The sequence below is a fragment of the Erwinia sp. ErVv1 genome, assembly GCF_900068895.1.
Taxonomy (GTDB): Bacteria; Pseudomonadota; Gammaproteobacteria; order Enterobacterales; family Enterobacteriaceae; genus Erwinia.
In genome coordinates this window covers 153,634-175,530 of the sequence record NZ_CDPK01000003.1, presented here as the reverse complement: position 1 = coordinate 175,530, position 21,897 = coordinate 153,634, and the positions used below count along the sequence as shown (strand labels likewise).

Sequence of the window (21,897 nt, the reverse complement as noted above, 5' to 3'; positions counted from 1 at the left end):
GTCAGTGTGCTCCAGCACTGCCCTCGCTCTTAATCGGCGCAAGCAGAAGACAAAAAGGGATAAGGATCAGGGCAACGATACTCATGCCCAAAAAGACGTCGATATAGGCCAGAATGCGCGCCTGGGCGATCATCTCTTTATACAGCTGTCCGGTGGCAATCGTAACCGGATCGCCTACCGCCGAGGTGAAATCTTTCACCCCCTGCGCCCAGCGTGCAACCGTCAGGTTAAAGGGTTCGTTCAACGCTGACATGTTGTGCACCATATTGGCGCTATGCGTCTGTTCCCGTTCGGTGATCATCGCTGTCGAGAGCGAAATCCCAATCGAACCGGCCACGTTACGGCACATGGTGAACAGCGCCGAGGCATCAGCGTTAAGGCGCTGCGGAATGGTGACAAAGGCGACGGTGCTTAACGGCACAAACAGGAAGCCCAGCCCGATAGTCTGTGCGCTACGCATCAGCACCAGGGTGGTGAAATCTACATCTGGCGTCAGCGTCGCGGAATAGAGAAACGAGACGAACAGGCAGGTGAAGCCGAAGGCAATGATCCACCTGGCCTGCACGATGGGCATCAGCTTTATCACCAGCGGGATGGTCAGGACGATCAGCAGAGCGCCAGGCGAGAGCACCAGCCCGGACCAGGTGGCGGTGTAGCCCAAATCCTGCTGTGCCAGCTGAGGTATCACTACGGAGGTGCCATAGAGGATCATCGCCATCCCCCCCATCAGCAGGCTGGCAACCGCGAAATTGCGGTCTTTCAGACAGTGAAGATCGACCACCGGCTTTTTCGCGTACATCAGCCAGTAGACCGCCCCCACCAGCCCGATGGCGGTCAACAGGGCAAAGGTGACAATGAAGGGTGAGCTAAACCAGTCATCATCCTCCCCGCGATCGAGCATCACCTGCAGGCAGCCCAGCCCCAGCGTAATCAGCCCAATCCCGATATAGTCGATGCTGAGCTTACCTTTCGCCCATTTACGCTCCCACGGCGGATCTTCCAGCAGATGGTAAATAGCCAGCACGCTGAATATCCCAACCGGAATGTTGATAAAGAAAACCCAGCGCCAGCTGTAGTTATCGGTGATCCAGCCGCCGAGCGTCGGACCGAGGACCGGTGCCACAATGATCGCGATTGAGGACAGGCCAAACGCTTTACCGCGATCCTCTGCTTTGAAGTAGTCCAGCAGCACGGACTGCTGTACCGGCTGGAGTCCACCGCCGAAGAAGCCCTGCAGCACCCTGAAAAGAATGATCTGCCACAGCTCCGTTGCGATGCCGCACAGGAAAGAGCAGATGGTAAACATCACGATACAGATCAGGAAGAACTGCTTGCGGCCAAGCATACGGCTGAGGAAGGCCGAAATCGGCAGCACGATACCGTTCGCCACCAGATAAGAGGTCAGTACCCAGGTCGATTCATCGTAGCTGGAGGAGAGCGTACCGGCGACGTGAGGCAGCGCCACATTGACGATGGTGGTATCCAGGATCTCCATGAATACCGCCAGCGTCACCGTTATGGCAACCAGCCAGGGGTTACTGGCTGGCTGCCAGCTCTGGCTGTCACTCATTCCACCGTCACCTTCGGTTCAACTGACAGACCCAGCGGCAGCGGTTTATTCGCATCCAGCCCTTTATCAATGATGATTTTAACCGGGACGCGCTGGACAATTTTCACGTAGTTGCCGGTGGCGTTTTCTGACGGGAAGGTCGAGAAGCGCGAGCCGGAGCCCATCTGGACGCTGTCAATATGCCCTTCAAGCTTCATATCCGGCCAGGCATCAACGGTGATATCAACCCTGTCGCCCGGTTTCATGCGCTCAAGCTGAGACTCTTTGAAGTTGGCGGTGACCCATACATTGGGTGAGACCAGCGAAAATAGCGCACTCCCTGCCTGCACCAGCGTCCCCACCTGAACGTTACGCTTGGTCACGAAGCCATCGTAAGGGGCGCGGACTTCGGTGTAGGAGAGGTTCAGGTTAGCGGTATTAAGCTGCGCCTGTGCCTGCTCGACCTGCTGTTGACGCGCTTCGACGTTGGTTTCCTGCTGACGAATTTGCAGCTGGATTTGCGAAGCAACTTCAACCTGGGCCTTTGCGCTCTCCAGTTCAGCGCGCGCACTTCTTAACTGCGCGCTGGCCGCATCAATATTACGCTGCGAGGTGGCACGAGGATCCACCCCACGCTGACGTTTGTAATCTTCCTGAGCGTTCATCATATTCGCTTCGGCTTTCGCCTGCTGCGCCAGCGCCTGGTCTTTCTGCGCCGGATACTGTACGCGGGACAGCTCCAGTGCAGCCTGGGCCTGATGAAGCTGTGCAACCGCCAGCCCGAGCTGGGCCTGAGCTTGATCGCGCTGGGCGGTGTTATCACGCGGATCAATCACCACCAGCAGATCGCCTTTTTTCACCCGCTGGTTATCCTTCACCCGCAGCTCCGTTACGTAGCCAGACGCTTTCGGGGCAATAGTGACCGCATCCGATTCGGTAAAGGCATCGTCGGTGGTTTCGATATTGCGGTTGGTTAGCCAGTACCACAGCCCGATAATGATCATCACCACCACCACTATCCCCAGGATGATGAGCGGTTTCTTGCCCGGGCGCTTGCGCTCAGGCTCACCGTTATCCTGCTGGTCGCCATCACCCTGCTGATTATCGTTGCCCTGCGGGTTCTGGTTATCCTGCGGGTTACCGTTGTTCTGCGAGTTTTGATTACCCTGCGAGTTACCGTTGCCCTGCTGGTTTTGGTTACCCTGCGAATGCCCGTTATCCGGTGAATTCTGGTTAGCCTGTGAGGGTTGATTTTGCTGCTGATTGTTATTGCGACGACTCAGGTCATCATCTGAGGAAGAAGTTGATTGATTAGCCATAGTTCTCATCAGTTTACAGCGGGCCCCGTTCAGGCCCGGAGGATTCATTCTGCTATAACAATAGGACGTAAATTGACAAATGCCAGCGTTTCTTGACGAAGTCAGACCAGGCTGACTTTATACCGCATGAATGCCTAAAAACAGCGCCCAGCCGATCAGCAGCGCCCAGCCCAGCAGCGGCACGGAATAGAGGTGGAACTGCCACCAGATAGTACGGTCTTTAGCCATACGCAGCGCAATCAGATTCGCCAGTGAGCCGGGCAGCAGGCCAAACCCGCCAATATTGACCGCCCAGGCCAGCAGCGTGCTGGCAGGCAGCGATCCCAGAAGCAGAATGGTGGCAGGCACATTACTGATAACCTGCGACAGACCCGTCGCCATCAGATACTGGCCACCGGGAGGCAGATGCGAGATATAGCCCAGGGCGGGCTGCACCACCGGCAGGCGGGTAAGAAGAAAGACATCAACAAACATCATGATAAACACCGCCAGCAGGCTCCAGTCCAGCGACAGCAGGATACGACGCGCCCGTAGCAGAAAGACGGCAAACACCAGCAGCAGACCCCAGACGGCCAGATCCACTTCCAGCGCCGTGATAAACAGCAGGTAGAGTCCGGCGCTGATCCACAATAGTGGACGCTGCCACTGCGGCGGGCTGCTCTCCTGCGAAGTGGACTGGATTCTCTCTGCGGCGAAAGCCACCCAGGTTAGCAGCAGCAGGCTGGTCACCAGTACCGCCGCCAGCGGCAGCATCTGCCAGATAAATGCGGCAAAACCGGCCCCGCCGTGTCGCCACAGCAGGATATTTTGCGGATTACCGATCGGCGTCAGCAGCGATCCGGCATTTACCGCCAGCGCCTCAAAGATGATTAGACGATTTATGGGCAGCGCGGAGTAGCGCTTGAGGGTCAGGGTGAGCGGCACCAGGATAAAGAGTGCGACATCGTTGGTCAGCACGGTAGACAGCAGCGCGGCAGCCGCCACCAGAAAAAGCGCCAGCCTTCGCTGCGTATGAAAACGCAGCACCAGCCGACGGCCCAGCACGTTGAAATAACCGCTGGATTCAATTCCCCGGGTGAGGATCAGCAGCCCACAGAGCGTGACGATAGTGGGCCAGTCCACGGCTGCGGGAAGCTGTGCCAGGGTAAAGGGTGCGAAGCAGGCCAGCGCCAGCCCCAGCAAAATTAACAGATGCAGTAAGCGATCCTGCAGAAAAGGCCGGAGCAGCGTTGCCATAGAGACTCACAAAGAGGACAGCGTTATTGTTGGTTTTCGTAAAACTGCTTAAAAATGGCCAGCGTCTCATCACTCACATGATGTTCAAGACCTTCGGCATCCCGCCGGGCGGTTTCCGGGCTGATACCGAGCGCCAGCAAAAAGGTTTCCACAATATGGTGTCGCTCGCGGCTCTCTTCCGCCAGCGCCTCCCCCTCTGCGGTAAGAAACACACCGCGGTAAGGAACCTGCTCAACAAGACCACCACCCGCCAGCCTTTTCAGCATTTTGGCAACGGTGGGCTGCGAGACGCCCAGGCGGGCGGCCATATCCACCTGGCGCGCTTCACCAAATTCACGGATCAAATCTGAAATAAGCTCAACGTAGTCATCAATCAGCTCACGACGATGGGCTTCACGTACCTGGCGGAAGCCTTCGACATGCTCTTCGATCTCTTTCAGTTGCGCGGGCACTGCACTTTTTGCGCGACGACTCATTCAGCTTCCTCTTAAGTATTCCTGACGCGTTGCTTCAGCCTCAGTAGTGTGTGCCACATTGTAAACGAAGCACGACGAAGCACAAATATTCGCTACATAGCACTGGCTACGAATTATAGCTCATGCTATAACTGTCTATAAAGCGTACGTATGACTGCGGAGGCCCATCTGATGAAAACACCCCTTTTGCTAAAGCTGCTCTGCCGCTCACCGTTTACGCTGCGGCTGATGCTGCTGGAGATGCTGACGCATCAAACGCCTGCTCCCTCTAAATGAGTTTTTAAACAGCCATAAAAAAATCCGCCACGAAGGGCGGATTTTTTTCGTGCCAGCCGGACCGGCTGTGGCAGTAGCAGTAGCAGTAGCAGCTTAGAAGCTGTAACCTACGCCAGCGATCCAGGTGCCAACGTCAACGCTACGGATACGGCTCTGCTCGTAACCTACATCCAGAGCAACGTTCTGGATTGGGTTGAACTGCAGACCAGCACCGTAGGAGAAACCTACGTCGCTTGAATCAGCTTTGTCACGTACGGTAGTGTCGTTTTCCTGGAATTTGCCGTAGCCAATACCCACAACGCCGTAGATGCTAGCCCAATCGTTCAGGCGGTAAGCAGGACCACCAGTGATACCGTAGTACTGGCCTTTGTTATAAACGCCTGCATCGGTACGATCTTTTTCGGTGTAAGTGAAAGAACCGATCCAACCCAGTGGATCGCTGCCGTTTTCATAGCGATACTTCAGGTTAAAACCGTTAGCTTTGTTTGCTACACCCTGATAATCGCTCTGAGCGTAACCGCCGGTAACGGTGCTTTGCGCCATTGCTGAACCAGCAGAAACTGCCAGTACACAAGCCAGTGCTGAAAGACATGCAATTTTTTTCATAACCACCTCAAATGTGAAAGTACTTCTCTCCTGACAACGCTGGAAATATAACAAAACTTAGCCAGAAACTCTGCCCTGATTTTGTTGTCCAACACAATGTTTGGTGTAACAGAAGGTTAATGGAGTACCCTATGTCATTCTTTTTACTTATAAATACCCCCTTCAAACCAAAGTTCCGTAAAGGCGAAAAAAAATTGCTCATTAAGATTATTCCTAATTAAAAAGGCCCTTTCCTGACATAACTACACACTTGACTGGCCTTATCGCGACTTTTTTTCACCCTTCTTTACCGCTATCACTGCCCATCAAGTAGACTATTGTGAACGTTTACCTCGCTTCACTTACATGAACAAGGATGGTCACAGGATGTCTGCCGCTTCACCTTCATCTTCTGGTACAACCCCGCCCTGGCTCCCGGTGCTGGTGCTGCTCATTGCGATGACCTCAATTCAGGGCGGGGCCGCGCTGGCTAAAACGCTCTTCTCTGACGTAGGTGCGACCGGTATTACCGCGCTGCGCCTGGCCTTCGGCACCGTTATCCTCTGCGTTATTTTTAAACCCTGGCGGTTGCAGTTCAGCCGTCAGCAGATTACGCCCCTGCTGCTCTATGGTCTGGCGCTGGGTGGAATGAATTATTCGTTTTACCTGGCGTTACGCACTATCCCGCTGGGCGTCGGCGTGGCGCTTGAGTTCACCGGACCGCTGGCGCTGGCGCTGGCTGGCTCCCGCCGTCCGCTGGATTTTCTGTGGGTGGTGCTGGCGCTTGCAGGGCTATGGTTCCTGCTGCCGCTCAGCAAGGATATTTCAGGGGTGGATCCTAAAGGTGCAATGCTGGCCGTGCTGGCAGGCGGCTTTTGGGCAGTTTACATTCTCGCGGGCAAACGGGCAGGCGCTCATCACGGTCCGGCGACCGTGGCGATGGGATCGCTGATCGCGTCGGTGATATTTGTTCCCGTCGGACTCGCCTTTGCGCATAGCGGTATCTGGAGCCTGTCGATCGTTCCGGTCGCACTGGCTATCGCCGTTCTCTCCAGCGCCCTGCCCTACTCACTGGAGATGGTAGCCCTCACGCGTCTGCCCGCGAAAACTTTCGGCACACTGATGAGTCTGGAACCGGCGATGGCGGCGATGTCGGGCATGCTGTTTCTTGGCGAGGTGTTATCGCTGGTGCAGTGGCTGGGCCTGCTGGCGATAATTCTGGCCTCCGTCGGTTCCACGCTGACGCTGCGTCCGCCAAAGCAGAAAATTATCCGGGTCGGTAAGTAAGTAGCCAGACTCGCTTATCAGCCGGCCCGGGAGGTGAAAGGCGTATGCTATTCAACCAATAGGCATCACCTTTCCGGCAGGGTTAAAAACCGGTGCTATACTTAGTTCCGTACTTAATTAGGACAACCAACATTAAGAGGATATTAATGATGAGTACCGCTAAACTGGTAAAAACGAAATCTTCTGATCTGATTTTCACCCGTAACGATGTGGCTGACGACGAGAAAAAAGCCACCATAGAGGTGCTTAATCGTCTGGTTACCGAATTTATTGATTTGTCTTTGATTACCAAGCAGGCGCACTGGAACATGCGCGGTGCGAACTTTATTGGTGTACACGAAATGCTTGACGGTTTCCGTACCACCATTATTGACCATCAGGATACCATTGCAGAACGTGTTGTTCAGCTGGGCGGCGTCGCACTGGGGACCACCCAGATTGTTAACGACAGAACGCCACTGAAAAGCTATCCGCTGAACATCCACAGCGTGCAGGATCATCTTAAAGCGCTGGCAGAACGTTACGCTGTCGTGGCAAATGACACCCGTAAAGCCATCACCGAAGTTGAAGACGATGATACGGCTGATATCTTCACCGCCGCGTCGCGCGATCTGGATAAATTCCTGTGGTTTATCGAGTCTAATATCGAATAACTTTCCGTTACCGTGCGTCCGGCACGGTTAACATCAAAGGGTTCAGGAGCAGATGAATTTTCATCTGCTCTTTTCACGTCTGGAGGCAAACATGGCAAGCGGATGGGCGCACGACGACGCCGTACAGGAGCAGATCGACTCCACCATTGATGATGCAGTCAGCCGGGTACGCCGGGCGATACACCATGGCCCCAGCGCGGAGTATTGTGAGGAGTGTGGCGAACCCATACCCGAAGCCCGCCGTCTGGCTTTGCCTGGCGTACAGTACTGTGTGCAGTGTCAGCAGGCGCGGGATGAGCATCAAACCGCTACGTCCCTATATAACCGACGCGGCAGTAAAGACAGCCAGTTAAGATAAATATTCTAAAACCTCGATCGCTTTAGCATTTCTGCTACTGCATGCCGCTGCGTCTGTTGTTTTGCCGCACCGGTTTGCTACATATTATCCTGCACCATAAAGCATCAGCCGCACCACGTTAATGCACCTCTGTGGTGCGGTCACTTTGCTTTCTTCTCTTCTGATGATTAAAACGACTTTAATACGCTGATTTACATAATATTCGTAAACCTGGCATAGTTTTTTCATATGGGAGCTGGCATACGTTTGGGTAAAGAGCTTGCCCGACTGCAATAAGGATAAAATGATGAAATCGATTGTTAAGTTTTCCCTGGCTGCGCTGACGCTGGCGTTTGCCGTTTCTTCTACCGCCGCAGAAAAAAAACTGATTGTCGCGACCGATACCGCTTTTGTCCCGTTTGAATTTAAACAGGGTGACAAGTATGTCGGATTCGATGTCGACCTGTGGGCGGCTATCGCTAAACAACTCAATATTGACTATCAGCTGAAACCCATGGATTTCAGCGGCATAATCCCCGCCCTGCAAACCCATAATATCGATCTGGCGCTGGCTGGCATTACCATTACCGACGAACGTAAAAAGGCCATCGAATTTTCCGACGGCTATTACAAAAGCGGCCTGCTGGTAATGGTGAATGCCAACAACGATTCGATCAAAAGCATTGACGATCTGACGGGCAAAGTCGTCGCGGTTAAAAGCGGCACCGGCTCCGTGGATTACGCCAAACAGCACATCAAATCGAAGGATCTTCGTCAGTTTCCTAATATAGATAACGCCTATATGGAGCTGGGGACCAACCGTGCGGATGCCGTGCTGCACGATACGCCAAATATCCTCTACTTTATTCACACCGCCGGTAAAGGCCGCTTTAAGGCCGTTGGCGACTCCATCGAAGCCCAGCAGTACGGAATTGCTTTCCCGAAAGGCAGTGACGAACTGCGTGAAAAAGTGAACGGTGCGCTGAAAGTGCTGCATGAAAACGGCACCTATAACCAGCTGTATAAAAAATGGTTCGGTAGCGACCCAAAATAAGCTGACGGCCTTCTGGCAATTTTACGCGGGTACAGCCGTGCTGCTGCCCGCGTCTTTACTCCCCCTTAGCGGGTTTTTATCCGGAGAATAAATCATGCAGTTTGACTGGAGCGCCATCTGGCCATCAATTCCGGCCCTGCTCGAAGGCGCCCGCCTGACCCTGTGGATTTCCGTCCTCGGACTGATTGGCGGCCTGATTATCGGCCTGGTCGCCGGATTTGCCCGTGCCTATGGCGGCTGGCTGTCCCGTAACGTGGCGCTGGTCTTTATTGAGTTGATTCGCGGTACGCCGATTGTCGTGCAGGTCATGTTTATCTACTTTGCGCTGCCGATGGCCTTTACCGATTTACGCATTGACCCCTTTAGCGCGGCGGTAGTCACGATTATGATCAACTCCGGCGCCTATATTGCAGAGATCACGCGCGGTGCGGTGCTCTCCATCCACAACGGCTTTCGTGAAGCGGGCCTTGCGCTGGGGCTGTCCCGCCGGGAAACGCTGCGCTATGTGATTATGCCGCTGGCGCTGCGCCGGATGCTGCCCGCACTCGGTAACCAGTGGATTGTCAGCATTAAAGATACCTCACTGTTTATCGTGATTGGCGTGGCTGAGCTCACCCGCCAGGGTCAGGAAATTATTGCCGGGAACTTCCGCGCGCTGGAGATCTGGAGCGCCGTGGCCGTTATCTATCTGTTTATTACGCTGGTGCTGAGCTTTGTTCTGCGTCGCATTGAAAAAAGGATGAAAATCCTGTGATCGAATTTAAAAACGTCTCCAAGCATTTTGGCCAGACTCAGGTGCTGCATAACATCGATCTGACCATCAAGCAGGGCGAAGTGGTGGTGATTATTGGGCCGTCCGGCTCCGGCAAGTCAACCCTGCTGCGTTGTATCAATAAGCTGGAAGAGATAACCGAAGGCGAACTGATTGTCGACGGCCTGAAAGTCAACGACCCGAAGGTCGATGAACGCCTGATCCGCCAGGAGGCGGGTATGGTATTTCAGCAGTTTCATCTCTTTCCGCAGATGAATGCTCTTGATAACGTCGCCTTTGGCCCCATCCGCGTACGCGGCGTCAGCAAGGAAGAAGCACGCCAGCAGGCGCAAGTGCTGCTGGCCAAGGTGGGTCTGGCCGAGCGGGCACACCATTTTCCCTCTGAGCTATCCGGCGGACAGCAGCAGCGCGTGGCGATAGCCCGCGCACTGGCAGTTCGGCCAAAAATGATGCTGTTTGACGAGCCGACATCTGCGCTGGACCCGGAACTGCGCCATGAAGTCCTCAAGGTGATGCAGGATCTGGCCGAAGAGGGCATGACCATGGTTATCGTAACCCATGAAGTGGGCTTCGCCAGAAAGGTCGCTTCACGTCTGATCTTTATCGACAAGGGTCGCATTGCTGAAGACGGTGCGCCCGATGAACTGATTGATAACCCGCCTGGCCCGCGTCTGCGCGAGTTTTTGCAGCACGTTTCGTAACAGACACAGGGTGGACGCGCGTCCGCCCTGCTCCCTCCTTGATCCTTAAATGCGGTGCACGCCTCTGGCAGGCGCTGAGCAGTCTATACTTTTTGGTCGACGCTGTTGTTTGCGCCACAAAGGAAGATAAAGATGTTGGTTACTCCCCCTCGCTGGCATTTCATTGGCCGGTGGCTGCTGATTTTTATGCTGTTTTGCATACCTGAACTTTCAAAGGCCGTCACCCTGCCCGCCGCCGCCGTTGCGGCTTCACAATCTCAGTCGTCCACTACCGACCAGCAGAGTGAGCCCAGCAGCGATCAGAAAAAGGCCGCCTGGGCTGCGCTGGCCGCCATTTTACAAAATGACAAGTCCCGCCAGGCGTTGATCGACCAGCTTAATCACGCGTCTGAAAGCCCTTCATCCACCGCAACGCCCACCCTGACGCCACCGGAAGACACTGAGGACAAAACCGTCCTTGAGAGCGTCACCGACGTCAGTCGCCATTTTGGTGGCCAGTTTCTTTATCGCGTGCAGGAACTCCAGCGCAATATCTCCGATGCGCCTCATAAGTCATTTAATCAGCACACTTTTTTCAATGCCGTCAGCCACTTTGCAATGTTGGCTGTCGCGCTGTTCACCTTCTATGAGGTGACGGGGTGGCTGATGACGCCGCTTTACCGCCGCATGGGGGAGTGGGGAAGAAAGAAAAACAGTGACCGTACCAGCTGGCTGCATCTGCCTGCGATGATCGTCGGGGCATTTGTTATCGATCTGCTGCTGCTGGGCATTGCGCTATTTTTTGGACAAATACTAAGCGACAGCCTGAACGGCGGCAGCCGCACCATCGCCTATCAGCAGGGACTTTTCCTTAACGCCTTCGCGCTGATAGAGTTTTTCAAGGCAATCCTCAGGCTGATGTTCTGCCCGCGCTACGCGCAGCTTCGCTTTTTTCACCTGCCGGATAACCGCGCGAACTACTGGAACCGACGGCTGAGCTGGCTAAGCGGCGTTATCGGCTATGGCCTGCTGGTGGTGGTGCCTATCGTCTCGAATCAGGTTAATCTACAGGTTGGCGCGCTGGTGAACGTGGTGGTGATGGGGCTGATGACCGTCTGGGCGCTCTATCTGATATTTCATAACCGCCGCAATATTCAGCTTGAGCTACAGCGACTGGCTGACCGTTCCCTGTCATTCTTTGCGCTGTTTATTCGCGCCTTCGCATTGGTCTGGCACTGGCTGGCAAGCGCGTATTTTATCGCGCTCTTTCTGCTTTCCATGTTTAATCCCGGCGACAGCCTGAAGTTTATGATGGCCGCTACCGTCCGATCGCTGGCAATTATCGGTATTGGTGCGCTGGTGTCGGGTATCCTGACCCGCTGGATCTCGAAGAAAATCACCCTCTCGCCCGATCTGCGCCGCAACTATCCTGAACTGCAAAAGCGCGTTAACGACTGGATTTCGGTGATGCTGAAGCTGGCGCGCATCCTTACCGTGTTTACCGTCAGCCTGATGCTGCTAAGCGCCTGGAACCTGTTCGACTTCTGGCACTGGCTGACCCAGGGCGCGGGAGTGAAGCTGGTCGATATCATCATTCGTATCGTGATGATCCTGTTCTTCTCTGCCGTCGGCTGGACGCTGCTGGCCAGCCTGATTGAGAGTCGGCTCGCTTCCGACTCCCACGGACGACCGATGCCGAGCGCGCGCACCCGCACGCTGCTCACGCTGTTTCGCAACGCGCTGGCGGTGATAATCACCACCATCACCATAATGATTCTGCTGTCAGAGATTGGCGTAAATATCGCGCCGCTGCTGGCCGGGGCTGGCGCGCTGGGCCTGGCGGTTTCATTCGGTTCGCAAACGCTGGTAAAGGACATTATCACCGGCATCTTCATCCAGTTTGAGAACGGTATGAATACCGGCGACCTGGTCACCATTGGCGCGATCACCGGCACGGTAGAACGAATGTCAATCCGCTCGGTAGGCGTACGGCAGGATACCGGGGCCTACCATATTATTCCCTGGTCATCGATCACCACCTTTGCCAACTTCGTACGCGGCATCGGCTCTTTTGTGGCGAACTATGACGTGGACCGCAGCGAGGACAGCGATCGCGTGAACGCCACGCTACAGGCGGCGGTCACCGATCTGATGCAGGATAAGGAGATTCGAGGGATGGTGATTGGTGAACCCGCCTTCGCCGGACTGGTCGGTCTGACCGACCACGGCTTTACCGTTCGCGTCTCCTTCACCACCCAGCCGCTTAAGCAGTGGACCGTGCGCTTTGCCCTGGACGATAAGGTCAAAAAGCATTTCGATGCGGCGGGTATTAGCGCACCGCACCAGCGGCTCCAGGTGATGCAAAGCGGAACAGAAGTTGACGGTGCGGCCAGCTTCCAGTCCCTGCCCGCACCGGAATAGCAGCATCTGGCCTAACGACGGCTCATCTGACGTTCGCGAAGCGGTTTATCCATAAAGCTCCAGGCGATAAACCGGCTTTGCTTCTGTCCCTGTGCCATATCAATCGTGCGCACCGCAGCGGCACCGACATTTTCCAGCGCCCGCCAGATCTCTGGCAGATTTTCCTTGCGTGAGACCAGCGAGGTAAACCAGATGCACTGGCGGGAGAAGGTCACGCTTTCATCAATCATCCGGCTGATAAAGGCTTTCTCGCCGCCTTCGCACCACAGTTCATCCTGCTGGCCGCCAAAGTTGAGGGGCGCATGTTTATCCAGACCCAGATTGCGAACTTTACGCTGGCTACCCTGCTGCGCCTCTTCGGCAGAAGCATGGAACGGTGGATTACACATCACCGCGTGATACTGTTCATTTTTGTGAATGATACCGCTGAAAATAGCCTGGGGATCTTTCTGCCGACGCAGACGAACCCCACGGTTCAGCCCCGGGTTGGCGGTGATAATCGCGCTGGCCGCCCGCATCGCCTCTTCGTTGACCTCACTGCCGGTAAAGCGCCAGCCATATTCACGGTGGCCGATCAGTGGATAAATGCAGTTAGCCCCGCAGCCGATATCCAGCAGGGTGAGATCGCGTGGCACAACGCCTTTGTTATCTTCGGCCAGCAGGTCCGCCAGATAATGCAGATAGTCGGCGCGGCCTGGGATCGGCGGGCAGAGAAATCCTTCCGGGATCGCCCAGCTTTCAATCTGGTAAAAATGGTGAAGCAGCGCCTGGTTGAGCACTCTCACCGCCGCCGGATTGGCAAAGTCCACCGTCTCATCACCGTACTGATTGACCGACACAAAGGTCGCCAGCGGCGGATGGCTGGCGATCAGCGCGGGGAAGTCATAGCGTCCGCGATGGCGGTTACGTGGGTGTAGCTGAGTTTTTACGGCGGTATTTTTCATGGGCGGCTCTCTTATCTTAAGGCGCGTAAGATACCTGCTGGCGTAAAAATCGTAAACCATTCCCGGCTTTTTTCCCTGCGGGAGCGGCTATTATAGTGAGTCATTCATTTTCTGAGGAGATACCATGTCGCGTACCCGCCACTCTTATCAACCCCGGCTTGGCCACGGCCTGCCGCACGACCCGCTGAATGCTATCGTTGGCCCGCGTCCAATTGGCTGGATCAGCTCGCAAAGTGCCGCCGGTGTCCGTAACCTCGCCCCCTACAGTTTTTTTAACTGCTTTAACTACCAGCCCCCGATTATCGGTTTTTCCAGTCAGGGCTGGAAGGACAGCGTGGCCAATATTGTCGAGACCGGCGAGTTTGTCTGGAACCTGGCTACCCGCGAGCTGGCGGTGGCAATGAATGAAAGCTCCGCCAGCGTGCCGCCGGGTGAAGACGAGTTCGCCCTGGCTGGCGTGACGGCCATCCCCGGTACGCAGGTGGCGGTGAGTATGGTGGCGGAAAGCCCGGTGAATTTTGAATGCAAACTGACGCAGGTGCTTCAGCTGGAGGGCGCAGACGGCGCGAAGCTCCAGCAGTGGATGGTGTTGGGTGAAGTGGTTGCCATTCATATCGATAACGACCTGCTGGAAGAGGGGATTTATCAGACGGCTAAAGCCCATCCTATCCTCCGCGCGGGCGGCCCGAGCGCCTATTACGCTATCAGTGACGATTTGCGTTTTGACCTGGTGCGCCCGGACGCCAGAAAATAGTGCGTTGCGGGTTAACCGTCAGTAAATGGATGGCGCTTAACCTGCCCGGCTGCGCCGCCGGGTGGTAGCCGGGAGGCAACTGCTGTATCCTGGTCAGGCACTACAATGTCTGGCCGCTTTCAACAACAGGAGTGAACGAGAGTGACAATGCAAAGAATTGCCATCGATATGGATGAAGTTATTGCCGATTTCCACCTTAAAATGCTCAATACCGTCAACGCACATTTTTCTCTGTCGCTGACCGCTAGCGAGTTGAACCTCTTCGATTTGCGCCATAAAAACCCTGAGATGCTCAATGAGATGATGGTGCTGGCCAGCGATCCAGACTTTTTTGCCGACCTGGATGTCATCGGCGACAGTCAGCGGGTGATTGCGGAACTGAGCAAGCGTTATGAGATATTCATTACCACGGCGGCAATGGAAGTTCCCACCTCATTTAACGCCAAGTTCAGCTGGCTTAAGCGGCATTTCCCGGCCATCAGGCCCACGAATATTGTGTTCTGCGGTCTTAAAAGCGTTATCAATGCCGATTACATGATCGACGATAATGCCTTTAACTTTGAAAATTTCTGCGGTGAAGGCATTTTGTATACTGCCCCGCATAATTTGCAGGTGACCGGCTATCGTCGGGCAGATTGCTGGCAGGATATTGAGAGGATGCTGCTGTAGGCGCACGGTGCGGGCAGCCATTTTATGCTACTTTACATCAGCCAGATGACAGGACTAACACCCGGAAGGAGAGGACGATATGGCTATCCCCGTTTCGCTCATTGAAGACGCTATCGGCTGGCGCAGACAGCTGCATGCGCAGCCTGAACTGGGCTACCAGGAGATTAAAACCTCCGGCTGGGTGGCCGAACAGCTGCGCGCTGCCGGGCTTCAGGTGCATACCGGCCTGGGCGGGACAGGCGTGGTCGGTACGCTGGAAAATGGCCCCGGCCCCACCATTGGCTTTCGGGCCGATATGGACGCGCTGCCGATCACCGAATCGGGCAATCCAGCCTGGCGCTCGACGCAGCCGGGCGTTATGCACGCCTGTGGTCACGATGGACATACCGCGATGCTGGTAGCGGCGGCGAAGCATCTCAGCGCGACGCGGCGCTTTAGCGGCACCCTGCATTTCGTTTTTCAGCCTGCCGAAGAGAATCTTGGCGGCGCGCGTAAAATGGTGGCCGATGGCCTGTTTGAGCTGTTTCCAATGTCGGCTATCTATGGCATGCACAACTGGCCGGGCCTGCCCGTGGGCCATATGGCCGTAAACAGCGGCGCGATGATGGCGTCGCTGGACGCGTTTGAAATCACCCTACACGGCAAAAGCTGCCATGCCGCCATGCCGGAAAACGGAGCCGATCCGGTGGTCGCGGCTGCCCAGCTAATTCTGGCGCTGCAAACCATTCCGGCCCGGCGTCTCTCTCCCCTCGCGTCCGCCGTGGTCAGCATCACGCAAATCAACGGCGGCGAGGCGATCAACGTTATTCCGGAGACCGTGGTGCTGCGCGGTACGCTACGCTGTCTTCAGGCCGATGTGCGGGCAAAAGTGAGGGAGATGATCGATGCCTTTGTCACCACCTTTACCGTCCCGCTGGGGATCGAGGGGCGGATCGAGTACCTGACGGACTATCCGGTGACCACCAATAACGCGGCCGAGGCGCTAAAGGTGCGTCAGTGTGCGCTGTCGCTGCTTCCGGCGGAGAACGTACACTGGGAGGTCAATCCCTCAATGGCGTCAGAGGATTTTGCCTGTATGCTGGAAGCCTGCCCCGGTGCCTATTTCTGGATTGGTGCAGATGGCGCGACGCCTTCGCCGCCGCTGCATAACGCGCAGTACGACTTCAACGATGAGATGATCGGCGAAGGCATTGCGCTGTGGAGTACGCTGGCTGAACAGCTCCTGCCGGCAAGCTAGTCAGCATTCAGCTTAATATCCGGCCTGTTCAATCTGCACAAGCGCGCTTTCAACATCTCTCGCTCGCCCGGTTGCCACATAACAGCAGGCAATCTGCTGACGCAGCGGCTGCGGTATCGCGATTTCACGCTGCATACAGCGCGCGATCCACGCGGCCGTGGTGGCAGCGTCCTTCTCTGCCGGCAGCGCATCGCGGCCAGTCCCACTCTCTTCCTGACGCGGCAGCAGAACAACCGGCTCAGCACCGGCGATCAGGCTGATAGCCGGGCAGCGCTGCGGATTAGCATATACCTCACCTTCCGTACCGTTAAGCAGCAGCGCCCTGCCGCCGGTGGCGTGGAAAAACTTCGCCACCCGGGGAATATACTCCGGGTGAGAAACGCTGGATAGGCGCAGGGCCGCGTCTTCGGCAAAGGGTGTGAGCAGCTTCGCCAGGGTATGCGCACTGTTACGTACGCCCATCCGCCAGCGCAGAGAGAGCTGTTTTTCCAGCGGCGGGCAGAGCGTGCCGACGGAGATAAACACCAGTTCCCCCCGATTAAGTTTATCCTGCGCCTGGGTCGCATCCGTTACCGCATCAACGCCCAGCGCCCGGAAAACCGCTTCGCTGGTCACTCGGGTAGGGTCGTCGCTCACCCCATGCACCAGCACCGGAAACCCCAACGCCGAAAGCAGCAGCGCCAGCAGCGGCGTCAGATTCCCCTGCCTGCGCGCGCCGTTGTAGCTGGGGATCACCACGGGCATGGGCCGGCCGCTCGGGGGGGTGAGACGCGTCACCCGCTCCTGCATCGCCGCATAAAATCCCGGCATCTCTTCTTCGCCCTCACCCTTAATGCGCAGTGCGATAAGCATGCCGCCGAGCTCCAGCTCGGGCACCTCGTCCGCCAGAATGTGTCGATAAAGATCGCGCGCGGTAGCAAAATCAATATCGCGGGCGTGATTTTTCCCGCGCCCAATCTCTTTAATAATCTGTTTGTAGTCCATGCGGTTGCTCTGTTGATTCATTAACGTTTACGGCGCGCGGTCGATTTCCTGCCGCTCAGCATCGGGCTGACCGTGGGCAGCTTACCCTCGGGCATCGCCGGTTGTTCAATCGGGAACACCGGGAGTGCGCCCAGCAGGCGGGCGCCGTAGCTTTTCGTCAGCAGACGCCGATCGTAGATTACGATTTCACCGTAGCAGGTATGGCTGCGGATCAGCCTGCCGACCTGCTGAATCAGGTTAAACGAGGCGCTGGGCAGGCTCTGCACTTCAAACGGATAGCGGCGCAGGCTTTTCAACCACTCTCCCTCGGTCAAAATAACCGGACTGTCCACCGGTGGGAAAGCAATTTTATGAATATGCACCTGAGAAAGCAGGTCGCCCTTCAGATCCAGCCCTTCGGCAAAGGACTGTAGCCCAACCAGCACGCTGGTTTCACCCTGCTCAACCCGCTTACGGTGCAGCGCCACCAGCGCCGGTCGCGGTCTGTCCCCCTGCACCAGCATCATTAACCGCAGCTCGGGCAGATAAGCCAGAAACTGCTGCATCGCCCGCCCGCTGGCAAACAGCACCAGCAGTCCTTTGTGCTTTGCCTCTTTAATTTGCTGGCGGAAAAAGTGCGCCATCTCCGCCAGATGCTCGACCTCGGTAGCCAGCATCGGCTCGTAGCGCATTTGCGGTATCACCAGCCTGCCCTGCTCAATATGGTTGAAGGGAGAGTCCAGCGCGACAAAGCGATCGCTCACCTTTTCACTCAGACCGGACATCTCCTGTAGCCGCTGAAAGCTGTTCAGCGAGCGCAGCGTGGCCGAGGTCAGCACCACATGAGGAATTTTACGCCACAGCAGCTTTTCCAGCTGCTCGCTAACGCGGATCCCGGCACAGTGAAAGGTCAGGTGGGCGCTGCCCTCGCGGAGGTCGCGCGTCACCCACTTCGACACCGGCGCACCCGACGCCCGCTCCATTGCTGCCAGCCGCCACAGCTTGCTGCTGGCCTCGAACCANACCCGGCGGCAGAAACTGCGCCAGCAAATGTGACAGCTGCTGGAGCTGTTCACGCACTTCTTCACAGTGGGCTTTAAGCCGCTCCGGATTGCTTAGTGCGGGCGGCCTTTTCGGACGGAACTGCGCCATGCACTGCTCAACCAGACGGCAAAAAAGATCGAGCTGGAGCGTGGTCCAGCCGGGCGTGATATCACCGCTCATTTCCAGCGCATCGCGGGCGACGTCCGGCAGATGGTGTCCTTCATCCAGCACCAGCAGCAGATTTTTGGGCGGCGGGAGCACCGATTCCGTTTCCAGCGCCGCCATCACCAGCGCGTGATTAGCGACGACGACATCTGCCTGCTCAATTTCGCGGCGGGCAACGTAAAAGGGGCACTCGCGATACCAGTGGCAGTTACTGCCAAGACAGTTGGCCTTGTCGGTGCTCAAACGCTGCCACAGCGACTCTTCGATGGTGTCATCACAGTGGTCGCGCAGACCATCCCACTGATGGCGGTTACGCTTCTGTTCCAGCCCGGTGCAAAACGCCCGCTCCTCCTTACTGGCGGTCATATCATCATCAAGAAACAGCAGCAGATCGCCCTGCTTCTCTTCGTCGGTGGCCAGGGCAGAAAGATTGCGCGGGCAGACATAGCGTCGACGGCCAAAGGCCGCGGTGAAACGCAGGTCGGGGATGATTTTTTTCAGCAATGGCAGATCCTTGCTGAATATCTGATCCTGAAGGGCGACGTTGGCAGTACTGACCACCAGCGGCTTTTCCTCAGCCCGGCTGACGGCAATGCCGGGGATCAGGTAGGAGAGCGTTTTGCCGACGCCAGTTGGCGCTTCAATGGCCAGATGACGCCCATCGTCACCCGCCAGCGTTTTTGCCACTTCAGCGATCATCTGCCGCTGAGGAGCGCGGGAGATGAAATCAGGTATTTGCTGCTGGAGGGCCTTGTACCACTCCGCAATTTGCGCTTTTAACGCGACTGTTAGCGCCATGACAACCACATTTGTTCAGAATGGCCTGTATTTTTACACAGTATTCGGTCGGCGTCAGCTCTCCTCTGCAATCATTCGCCCGATCCCCGATGTCATTTCGACTTTGACTGACGCTACCTTGCCAGAAGCGCTCAGTAAGGTCCCGGAAGCACTCCTCACCCTCCCGCAGGCGCGTCGGTAATGACTTTACTCGCCCCCATCCGGCCAATAAAGGGCAAACGCAGCGCAGGCGACTTAACGTCGATACCAAAATTGAGGCCGGAAATATTGAACTCAATTCCCTCTTCAGCGCCCAGCGTCAGGCCTAAAACCCCCAGCAGAGAGATCTGCACGCCTCTGCCCGACGGCGGCAGGCCAACCAGATTATGCAGCGGGCGGTAATCCTTCCCGATGGCATTCGCGGGCAGATCCAGCCTCAGCGCAGGCACTTTCCTGCCAATATGCGCCAGAAATGTGTTGCTGTTTGGGCCGGGCCAGACGCGATAGGTATGAGGCCAGGGATAGCTTTTGATGGCGGCCTCAATATGCGGGATCATCGCCTCGGCCGCACTGCCGCGATGGTCTACCAGCAGACGAGGGGTAGCGCCAAACCAGTAGCCGTCGGGAAGCGCGTAGTTACGCCGCACCACGTTGCTGCTGCCCCAGCTGACCACCTCGTAACGGCTGTATACCGTTTCCCCTGCTTTTTTGAAGATAATCCAGGGATGAACTGCCACCAGGCCACGCCAGCCAAAGGTCGGCGCGGTGTAAACCTGCACTATCGCACTGTTGCGAAATGCGGCTGCGTCCGGGGCAATTCCGGCAGAATCACGACGGGCGCCAGACCAGCTCTGTCCGCTCAGCGCCACGCCGCTGTGGCTCGCACTGAGATAACTTTGCGCAAACGACAGCAGCAGCAGGCAGATAAAACCAATAATAAATATCTTCAAATAGAGCATGTGACGGGCCCGGGGAAGCAAAGTAAAGGGAGGGTCTTACAGAGTAGGCGATTCCGGCTGCGCCTGCCAGGGCGCTGCTACCGGCCGCGTAGGATGTTACAGCACCCATCACCGCGTGGGCCATCGCCTGCGCTTCAGGATTCCCTTCGGTCAGTTTGTGGATCTGCTCTGCCAGATAAGGCGATGCCTCACCGCTGATGGCCTGCCCGATATTTCCACCCGCCAGCCCCTGCACCGCAGCAGTGGCCGCCTGGATCCCCTGTTGCAACGCGCTGCCGGTGCCGAACCCGCTCTCAGTGAACGCCTGATTATAGAAGTTCTGGTGAACCTGACCGGTGATATCACCGTCGGACGGCGTTTTTCCGGGGTTCGCCTTCATCCAGTCGGCTCTGGCCTGGTCGCGGTCCTGCTGCGTCGCACCGGCCATCTTACCATTCGCGGCTTTTGTTGCCTCTATCTCACCCTGCGTCCTGGCAATATCCCCAACCTGACTGCCTGTCTCACCAATCAGCAGCGCCTCTTTCAGCCGCTGCTGCTCCTTATCAAATATCTCCGCCAGCCCCGGATTCGCATGCTCAACGCCACGGCTCAGCTCGGCCGGGATCTTTTCAGTGGAGGTTAAAAGCCTTTTACTTTTAAAAGGCGGAATAAAATAATACTAACCCCTGATATTCCACCTCCCCAAATGCTCATTTTGAATATTTTTTCAAAGTGAAGAAGTTCAAAAGATATTGGGATGCCACCATAAAAATAGAAAAACACCTCTATACAAAGATAAAAGGAAACGCCAACAAGAAACAGCCCCAGCATGCAGCAACTTGTTATTGCTAAGGAGAAAAGTAAGATTCTCATTTTTTAATCTCATCCATTTTATGTTGGATAAGTGAACTTCCAAACTCGGATGAAAGGCTACCGCCTGCATTACCCATCGCCCCTGGAATTTTACTCGGCAACATTTCCTTAGAGATCCCCAGTTGTCCTTTGACTTCGGTGTATTTCAAAAGGTTAGGATCGAATTTAGGATTCCAACCATCGGTTATCAACTTACCTGCCGTATTTGCAATCGGCTTCACAATGTAATTACCAACTCCATATCCAGCTCCCGCCCCAAAACCGTTTGTAATAGCACCAGTCAGCGGATCATCGCCATTGATCTGATTGGTTAAGGCGCCTCCGGCAGCATTCCAGATAACTGTCCCGGTCAGGCCATTTCCGATGGTAATAACATTAGTCCAGCCAGCGACAACAGAGTTAACCGGATTCACCTTGCCATCTTCAGCATACTGAACACCTGCATTAACTCCGGCACCCAGCGCCCACATCGCCTGAGCACTTCCAGGTAACAGCGCCACTCCACCTGTTGCCAGTGCTCCGGCGTAGGCTTTATTCTCCGCCAGACCTCGCTGGCAGGCTTCACCGGAAGGATTATCGGTACAGGACAGTACGTCTGCGCCATGCTGCCTGGCTTTTTCTGCCTGTGCCTCTTCGTTACCACCAAATAAGTTGTTATTNGGTACAGGACAGTACGTCTGCGCCATGCTGCCTGGCTTTTTCTGCCTGTGCCTCTTCGTTACCACCAAATAAGTTGTTATTGACCGAGTTCTGGCCCGCCTGCGCCCCCGCCACTACATCCGCCGTGCTGTCACCGACAACGCCACCGGTCAGGCCCGCCGCCAGCGTACCCAGCGCACTGATGGTCTGTTTCTCCGTCTCCGTCAGTTCGCTGACCGTTTTACCCGG

18 protein-coding genes and 3 pseudogenes are annotated in these 21,897 nt (G+C 56.0%); 10 read left to right on the top strand and 11 right to left on the bottom strand.

Translation table 11 applies throughout. The annotated features are described in order from the left end of the window. Position 1 precedes the first annotated feature (1 nt). From A1830_RS05040 to ompX, 5 genes are all read right to left on the bottom strand, one after another. Positions 2-1,570, bottom strand: coding sequence for a DHA2 family efflux MFS transporter permease subunit (locus tag A1830_RS05040; RefSeq protein WP_067702665.1), 1,569 nt, complete (start codon positions 1,568-1,570; stop codon positions 2-4). After that, positions 1,567-2,868: an HlyD family secretion protein gene (locus tag A1830_RS05035; protein ID WP_082804108.1), complete on the bottom strand. Its 1,302-nt coding sequence runs from the start codon at positions 2,866-2,868 to the stop codon at positions 1,567-1,569. The genes A1830_RS05040 and A1830_RS05035 overlap by 4 nt, the downstream gene beginning before the upstream one ends. 117 nt (positions 2,869-2,985) lie before the next feature. Continuing rightward, a complete protein-coding gene (locus A1830_RS05030; RefSeq protein WP_067702662.1) occupies positions 2,986-4,104 on the bottom strand; it encodes an SLC13 family permease in 1,119 nt (372 codons plus the stop codon). A 23-nt stretch (positions 4,105-4,127) separates the two neighbouring features. After that, entirely contained in the window at positions 4,128-4,580 is a 453-nt protein-coding gene (gene mntR, locus A1830_RS05025) for a manganese-binding transcriptional regulator MntR (RefSeq protein WP_067702659.1), read from the bottom strand. A 369-nt stretch (positions 4,581-4,949) separates the two neighbouring features. Then, complete coding sequence (gene ompX, locus A1830_RS05020) at positions 4,950-5,462, bottom strand: outer membrane protein OmpX (RefSeq protein WP_067702657.1); 513 nt, start codon at positions 5,460-5,462, stop codon at positions 4,950-4,952. A 366-nt stretch (positions 5,463-5,828) separates the two neighbouring features. Between ompX and rhtA the strand changes: the two genes are divergently transcribed. The 7 genes from rhtA (at position 5,829) to ybiO (ending at position 12,645) form a co-directional block, all read left to right on the top strand. Next, the gene (rhtA, locus tag A1830_RS05015; protein WP_067702654.1) at positions 5,829-6,728 is read left to right on the top strand and encodes a threonine/homoserine exporter RhtA; all 900 of its coding nucleotides are present in this window, start codon (positions 5,829-5,831) and stop codon (positions 6,726-6,728) included. Between the two features lie 149 nt (positions 6,729-6,877). Further along, on the top strand, positions 6,878-7,381 hold the full coding sequence (dps, locus tag A1830_RS05010; protein ID WP_067703671.1) for a DNA starvation/stationary phase protection protein Dps: 504 nt from the start codon (positions 6,878-6,880) through the stop codon (positions 7,379-7,381). 91 nt (positions 7,382-7,472) lie between these two features. Next, positions 7,473-7,739, top strand: coding sequence for a DksA/TraR family C4-type zinc finger protein (locus A1830_RS05005; RefSeq protein ID WP_067703669.1), 267 nt, complete (start codon positions 7,473-7,475; stop codon positions 7,737-7,739). A gap of 286 nt (positions 7,740-8,025) precedes the next feature. Then, positions 8,026-8,772, top strand: a complete 747-nt coding sequence (gene glnH / locus A1830_RS05000; RefSeq protein WP_067702652.1) for a glutamine ABC transporter substrate-binding protein GlnH — start codon at positions 8,026-8,028, stop codon at positions 8,770-8,772. A 94-nt stretch (positions 8,773-8,866) separates the two neighbouring features. After that, the gene (gene glnP, locus A1830_RS04995; RefSeq protein ID WP_067702649.1) at positions 8,867-9,526 is read left to right on the top strand and encodes a glutamine ABC transporter permease GlnP; all 660 of its coding nucleotides are present in this window, start codon (positions 8,867-8,869) and stop codon (positions 9,524-9,526) included. Further along, a complete protein-coding gene (gene glnQ, locus A1830_RS04990; RefSeq protein WP_067702647.1) occupies positions 9,523-10,245 on the top strand; it encodes a glutamine ABC transporter ATP-binding protein GlnQ in 723 nt (240 codons plus the stop codon). Before glnP ends, glnQ begins: the two co-directional genes overlap by 4 nt. A 132-nt stretch (positions 10,246-10,377) precedes the next feature. Continuing rightward, positions 10,378-12,645 carry a mechanosensitive channel protein gene (gene ybiO / locus A1830_RS04985; protein ID WP_067702644.1) on the top strand — a complete coding sequence of 756 codons (2,268 nt, stop codon included), beginning with the start codon at positions 10,378-10,380 and terminating at the stop codon, positions 12,643-12,645. A gap of 11 nt (positions 12,646-12,656) precedes the next feature. Here ybiO and rlmF read toward each other — a convergent pair whose 3' ends face one another. Next, positions 12,657-13,589, bottom strand: a complete 933-nt coding sequence (gene rlmF, locus A1830_RS04980) for a 23S rRNA (adenine(1618)-N(6))-methyltransferase RlmF (protein WP_067703667.1) — start codon at positions 13,587-13,589, stop codon at positions 12,657-12,659. Positions 13,590-13,713: 124 nt separating this feature from the next. Here rlmF and A1830_RS04975 point away from each other — a divergent pair, with 124 nt between their 5' ends. The 3 genes from A1830_RS04975 to A1830_RS04965 all read left to right on the top strand — a co-directional run bounded on the left by A1830_RS04975 (position 13,714) and on the right by A1830_RS04965 (position 16,249). Next, positions 13,714-14,343 carry a flavin reductase family protein gene (locus A1830_RS04975; RefSeq protein WP_067702641.1) on the top strand — a complete coding sequence of 210 codons (630 nt, stop codon included), beginning with the start codon at positions 13,714-13,716 and terminating at the stop codon, positions 14,341-14,343. Between the two features lie 147 nt (positions 14,344-14,490). Then, a complete protein-coding gene (locus A1830_RS04970) occupies positions 14,491-15,012 on the top strand; it encodes a 5' nucleotidase, NT5C type (RefSeq protein ID WP_067702638.1) in 522 nt (173 codons plus the stop codon). A 79-nt stretch (positions 15,013-15,091) separates the two neighbouring features. Continuing rightward, positions 15,092-16,249, top strand: a complete 1,158-nt coding sequence (locus A1830_RS04965; protein ID WP_067702636.1) for a M20 aminoacylase family protein — start codon at positions 15,092-15,094, stop codon at positions 16,247-16,249. A 12-nt stretch (positions 16,250-16,261) separates the two neighbouring features. On the opposite strand, the gene ybiB is transcribed toward A1830_RS04965, so the two are convergent. From ybiB to A1830_RS04935, 5 genes and pseudogenes are all read right to left on the bottom strand, one after another. Then, positions 16,262-17,233 carry a DNA-binding protein YbiB gene (ybiB, locus tag A1830_RS04960; RefSeq protein WP_067703664.1) on the bottom strand — a complete coding sequence of 324 codons (972 nt, stop codon included), beginning with the start codon at positions 17,231-17,233 and terminating at the stop codon, positions 16,262-16,264. Positions 17,234-17,253: 20 nt separating this feature from the next. Beyond that, a pseudogene (locus tag A1830_RS04955) lies at positions 17,254-19,219 on the bottom strand (ATP-dependent DNA helicase DinG). A 155-nt stretch (positions 19,220-19,374) separates the two neighbouring features. Further along, on the bottom strand, positions 19,375-20,157 hold the full coding sequence (locus tag A1830_RS04950; protein ID WP_067702633.1) for a DUF3750 domain-containing protein: 783 nt from the start codon (positions 20,155-20,157) through the stop codon (positions 19,375-19,377). Between the two features lie 52 nt (positions 20,158-20,209). Next, positions 20,210-20,755 (bottom strand): annotated as a pseudogene (locus tag A1830_RS23210) (hypothetical protein); the annotation flags it as partial. Between the two features lie 250 nt (positions 20,756-21,005). Then, positions 21,006-21,897 (bottom strand): annotated as a pseudogene (locus tag A1830_RS04935) (VENN motif pre-toxin domain-containing protein); the annotation flags it as partial.

What these genes read in the sequence shown, in the direction of transcription:
- A1830_RS05040 (WP_067702665.1), bottom strand. Translation starts at nt 1,570, where the DNA reads ATGAGTGACAGCCAGAGCTGGCAGCCAGCCAGTAACCCCTGGCTGGTT.
- A1830_RS05035 (WP_082804108.1), bottom strand. Translation starts at nt 2,868, where the DNA reads ATGGCTAATCAATCAACTTCTTCCTCAGATGATGACCTGAGTCGTCGC.
- A1830_RS05030 (WP_067702662.1), bottom strand. Translation starts at nt 4,104, where the DNA reads ATGGCAACGCTGCTCCGGCCTTTTCTGCAGGATCGCTTACTGCATCTG.
- mntR (WP_067702659.1), bottom strand. Translation starts at nt 4,580, where the DNA reads ATGAGTCGTCGCGCAAAAAGTGCAGTGCCCGCGCAACTGAAAGAGATC.
- ompX (WP_067702657.1), bottom strand. Translation starts at nt 5,462, where the DNA reads ATGAAAAAAATTGCATGTCTTTCAGCACTGGCTTGTGTACTGGCAGTT.
- rhtA (WP_067702654.1), top strand. Translation starts at nt 5,829, where the DNA reads ATGTCTGCCGCTTCACCTTCATCTTCTGGTACAACCCCGCCCTGGCTC.
- dps (WP_067703671.1), top strand. Translation starts at nt 6,878, where the DNA reads ATGAGTACCGCTAAACTGGTAAAAACGAAATCTTCTGATCTGATTTTC.
- A1830_RS05005 (WP_067703669.1), top strand. Translation starts at nt 7,473, where the DNA reads ATGGCAAGCGGATGGGCGCACGACGACGCCGTACAGGAGCAGATCGAC.
- glnH (WP_067702652.1), top strand. Translation starts at nt 8,026, where the DNA reads ATGAAATCGATTGTTAAGTTTTCCCTGGCTGCGCTGACGCTGGCGTTT.
- glnP (WP_067702649.1), top strand. Translation starts at nt 8,867, where the DNA reads ATGCAGTTTGACTGGAGCGCCATCTGGCCATCAATTCCGGCCCTGCTC.
- ybiO (WP_067702644.1), top strand. Translation starts at nt 10,378, where the DNA reads ATGTTGGTTACTCCCCCTCGCTGGCATTTCATTGGCCGGTGGCTGCTG.
- rlmF (WP_067703667.1), bottom strand. Translation starts at nt 13,589, where the DNA reads ATGAAAAATACCGCCGTAAAAACTCAGCTACACCCACGTAACCGCCAT.
- A1830_RS04975 (WP_067702641.1), top strand. Translation starts at nt 13,714, where the DNA reads ATGTCGCGTACCCGCCACTCTTATCAACCCCGGCTTGGCCACGGCCTG.
- A1830_RS04970 (WP_067702638.1), top strand. Translation starts at nt 14,491, where the DNA reads ATGCAAAGAATTGCCATCGATATGGATGAAGTTATTGCCGATTTCCAC.
- A1830_RS04965 (WP_067702636.1), top strand. Translation starts at nt 15,092, where the DNA reads ATGGCTATCCCCGTTTCGCTCATTGAAGACGCTATCGGCTGGCGCAGA.
- ybiB (WP_067703664.1), bottom strand. Translation starts at nt 17,233, where the DNA reads ATGGACTACAAACAGATTATTAAAGAGATTGGGCGCGGGAAAAATCAC.
- A1830_RS04950 (WP_067702633.1), bottom strand. Translation starts at nt 20,157, where the DNA reads ATGCTCTATTTGAAGATATTTATTATTGGTTTTATCTGCCTGCTGCTG.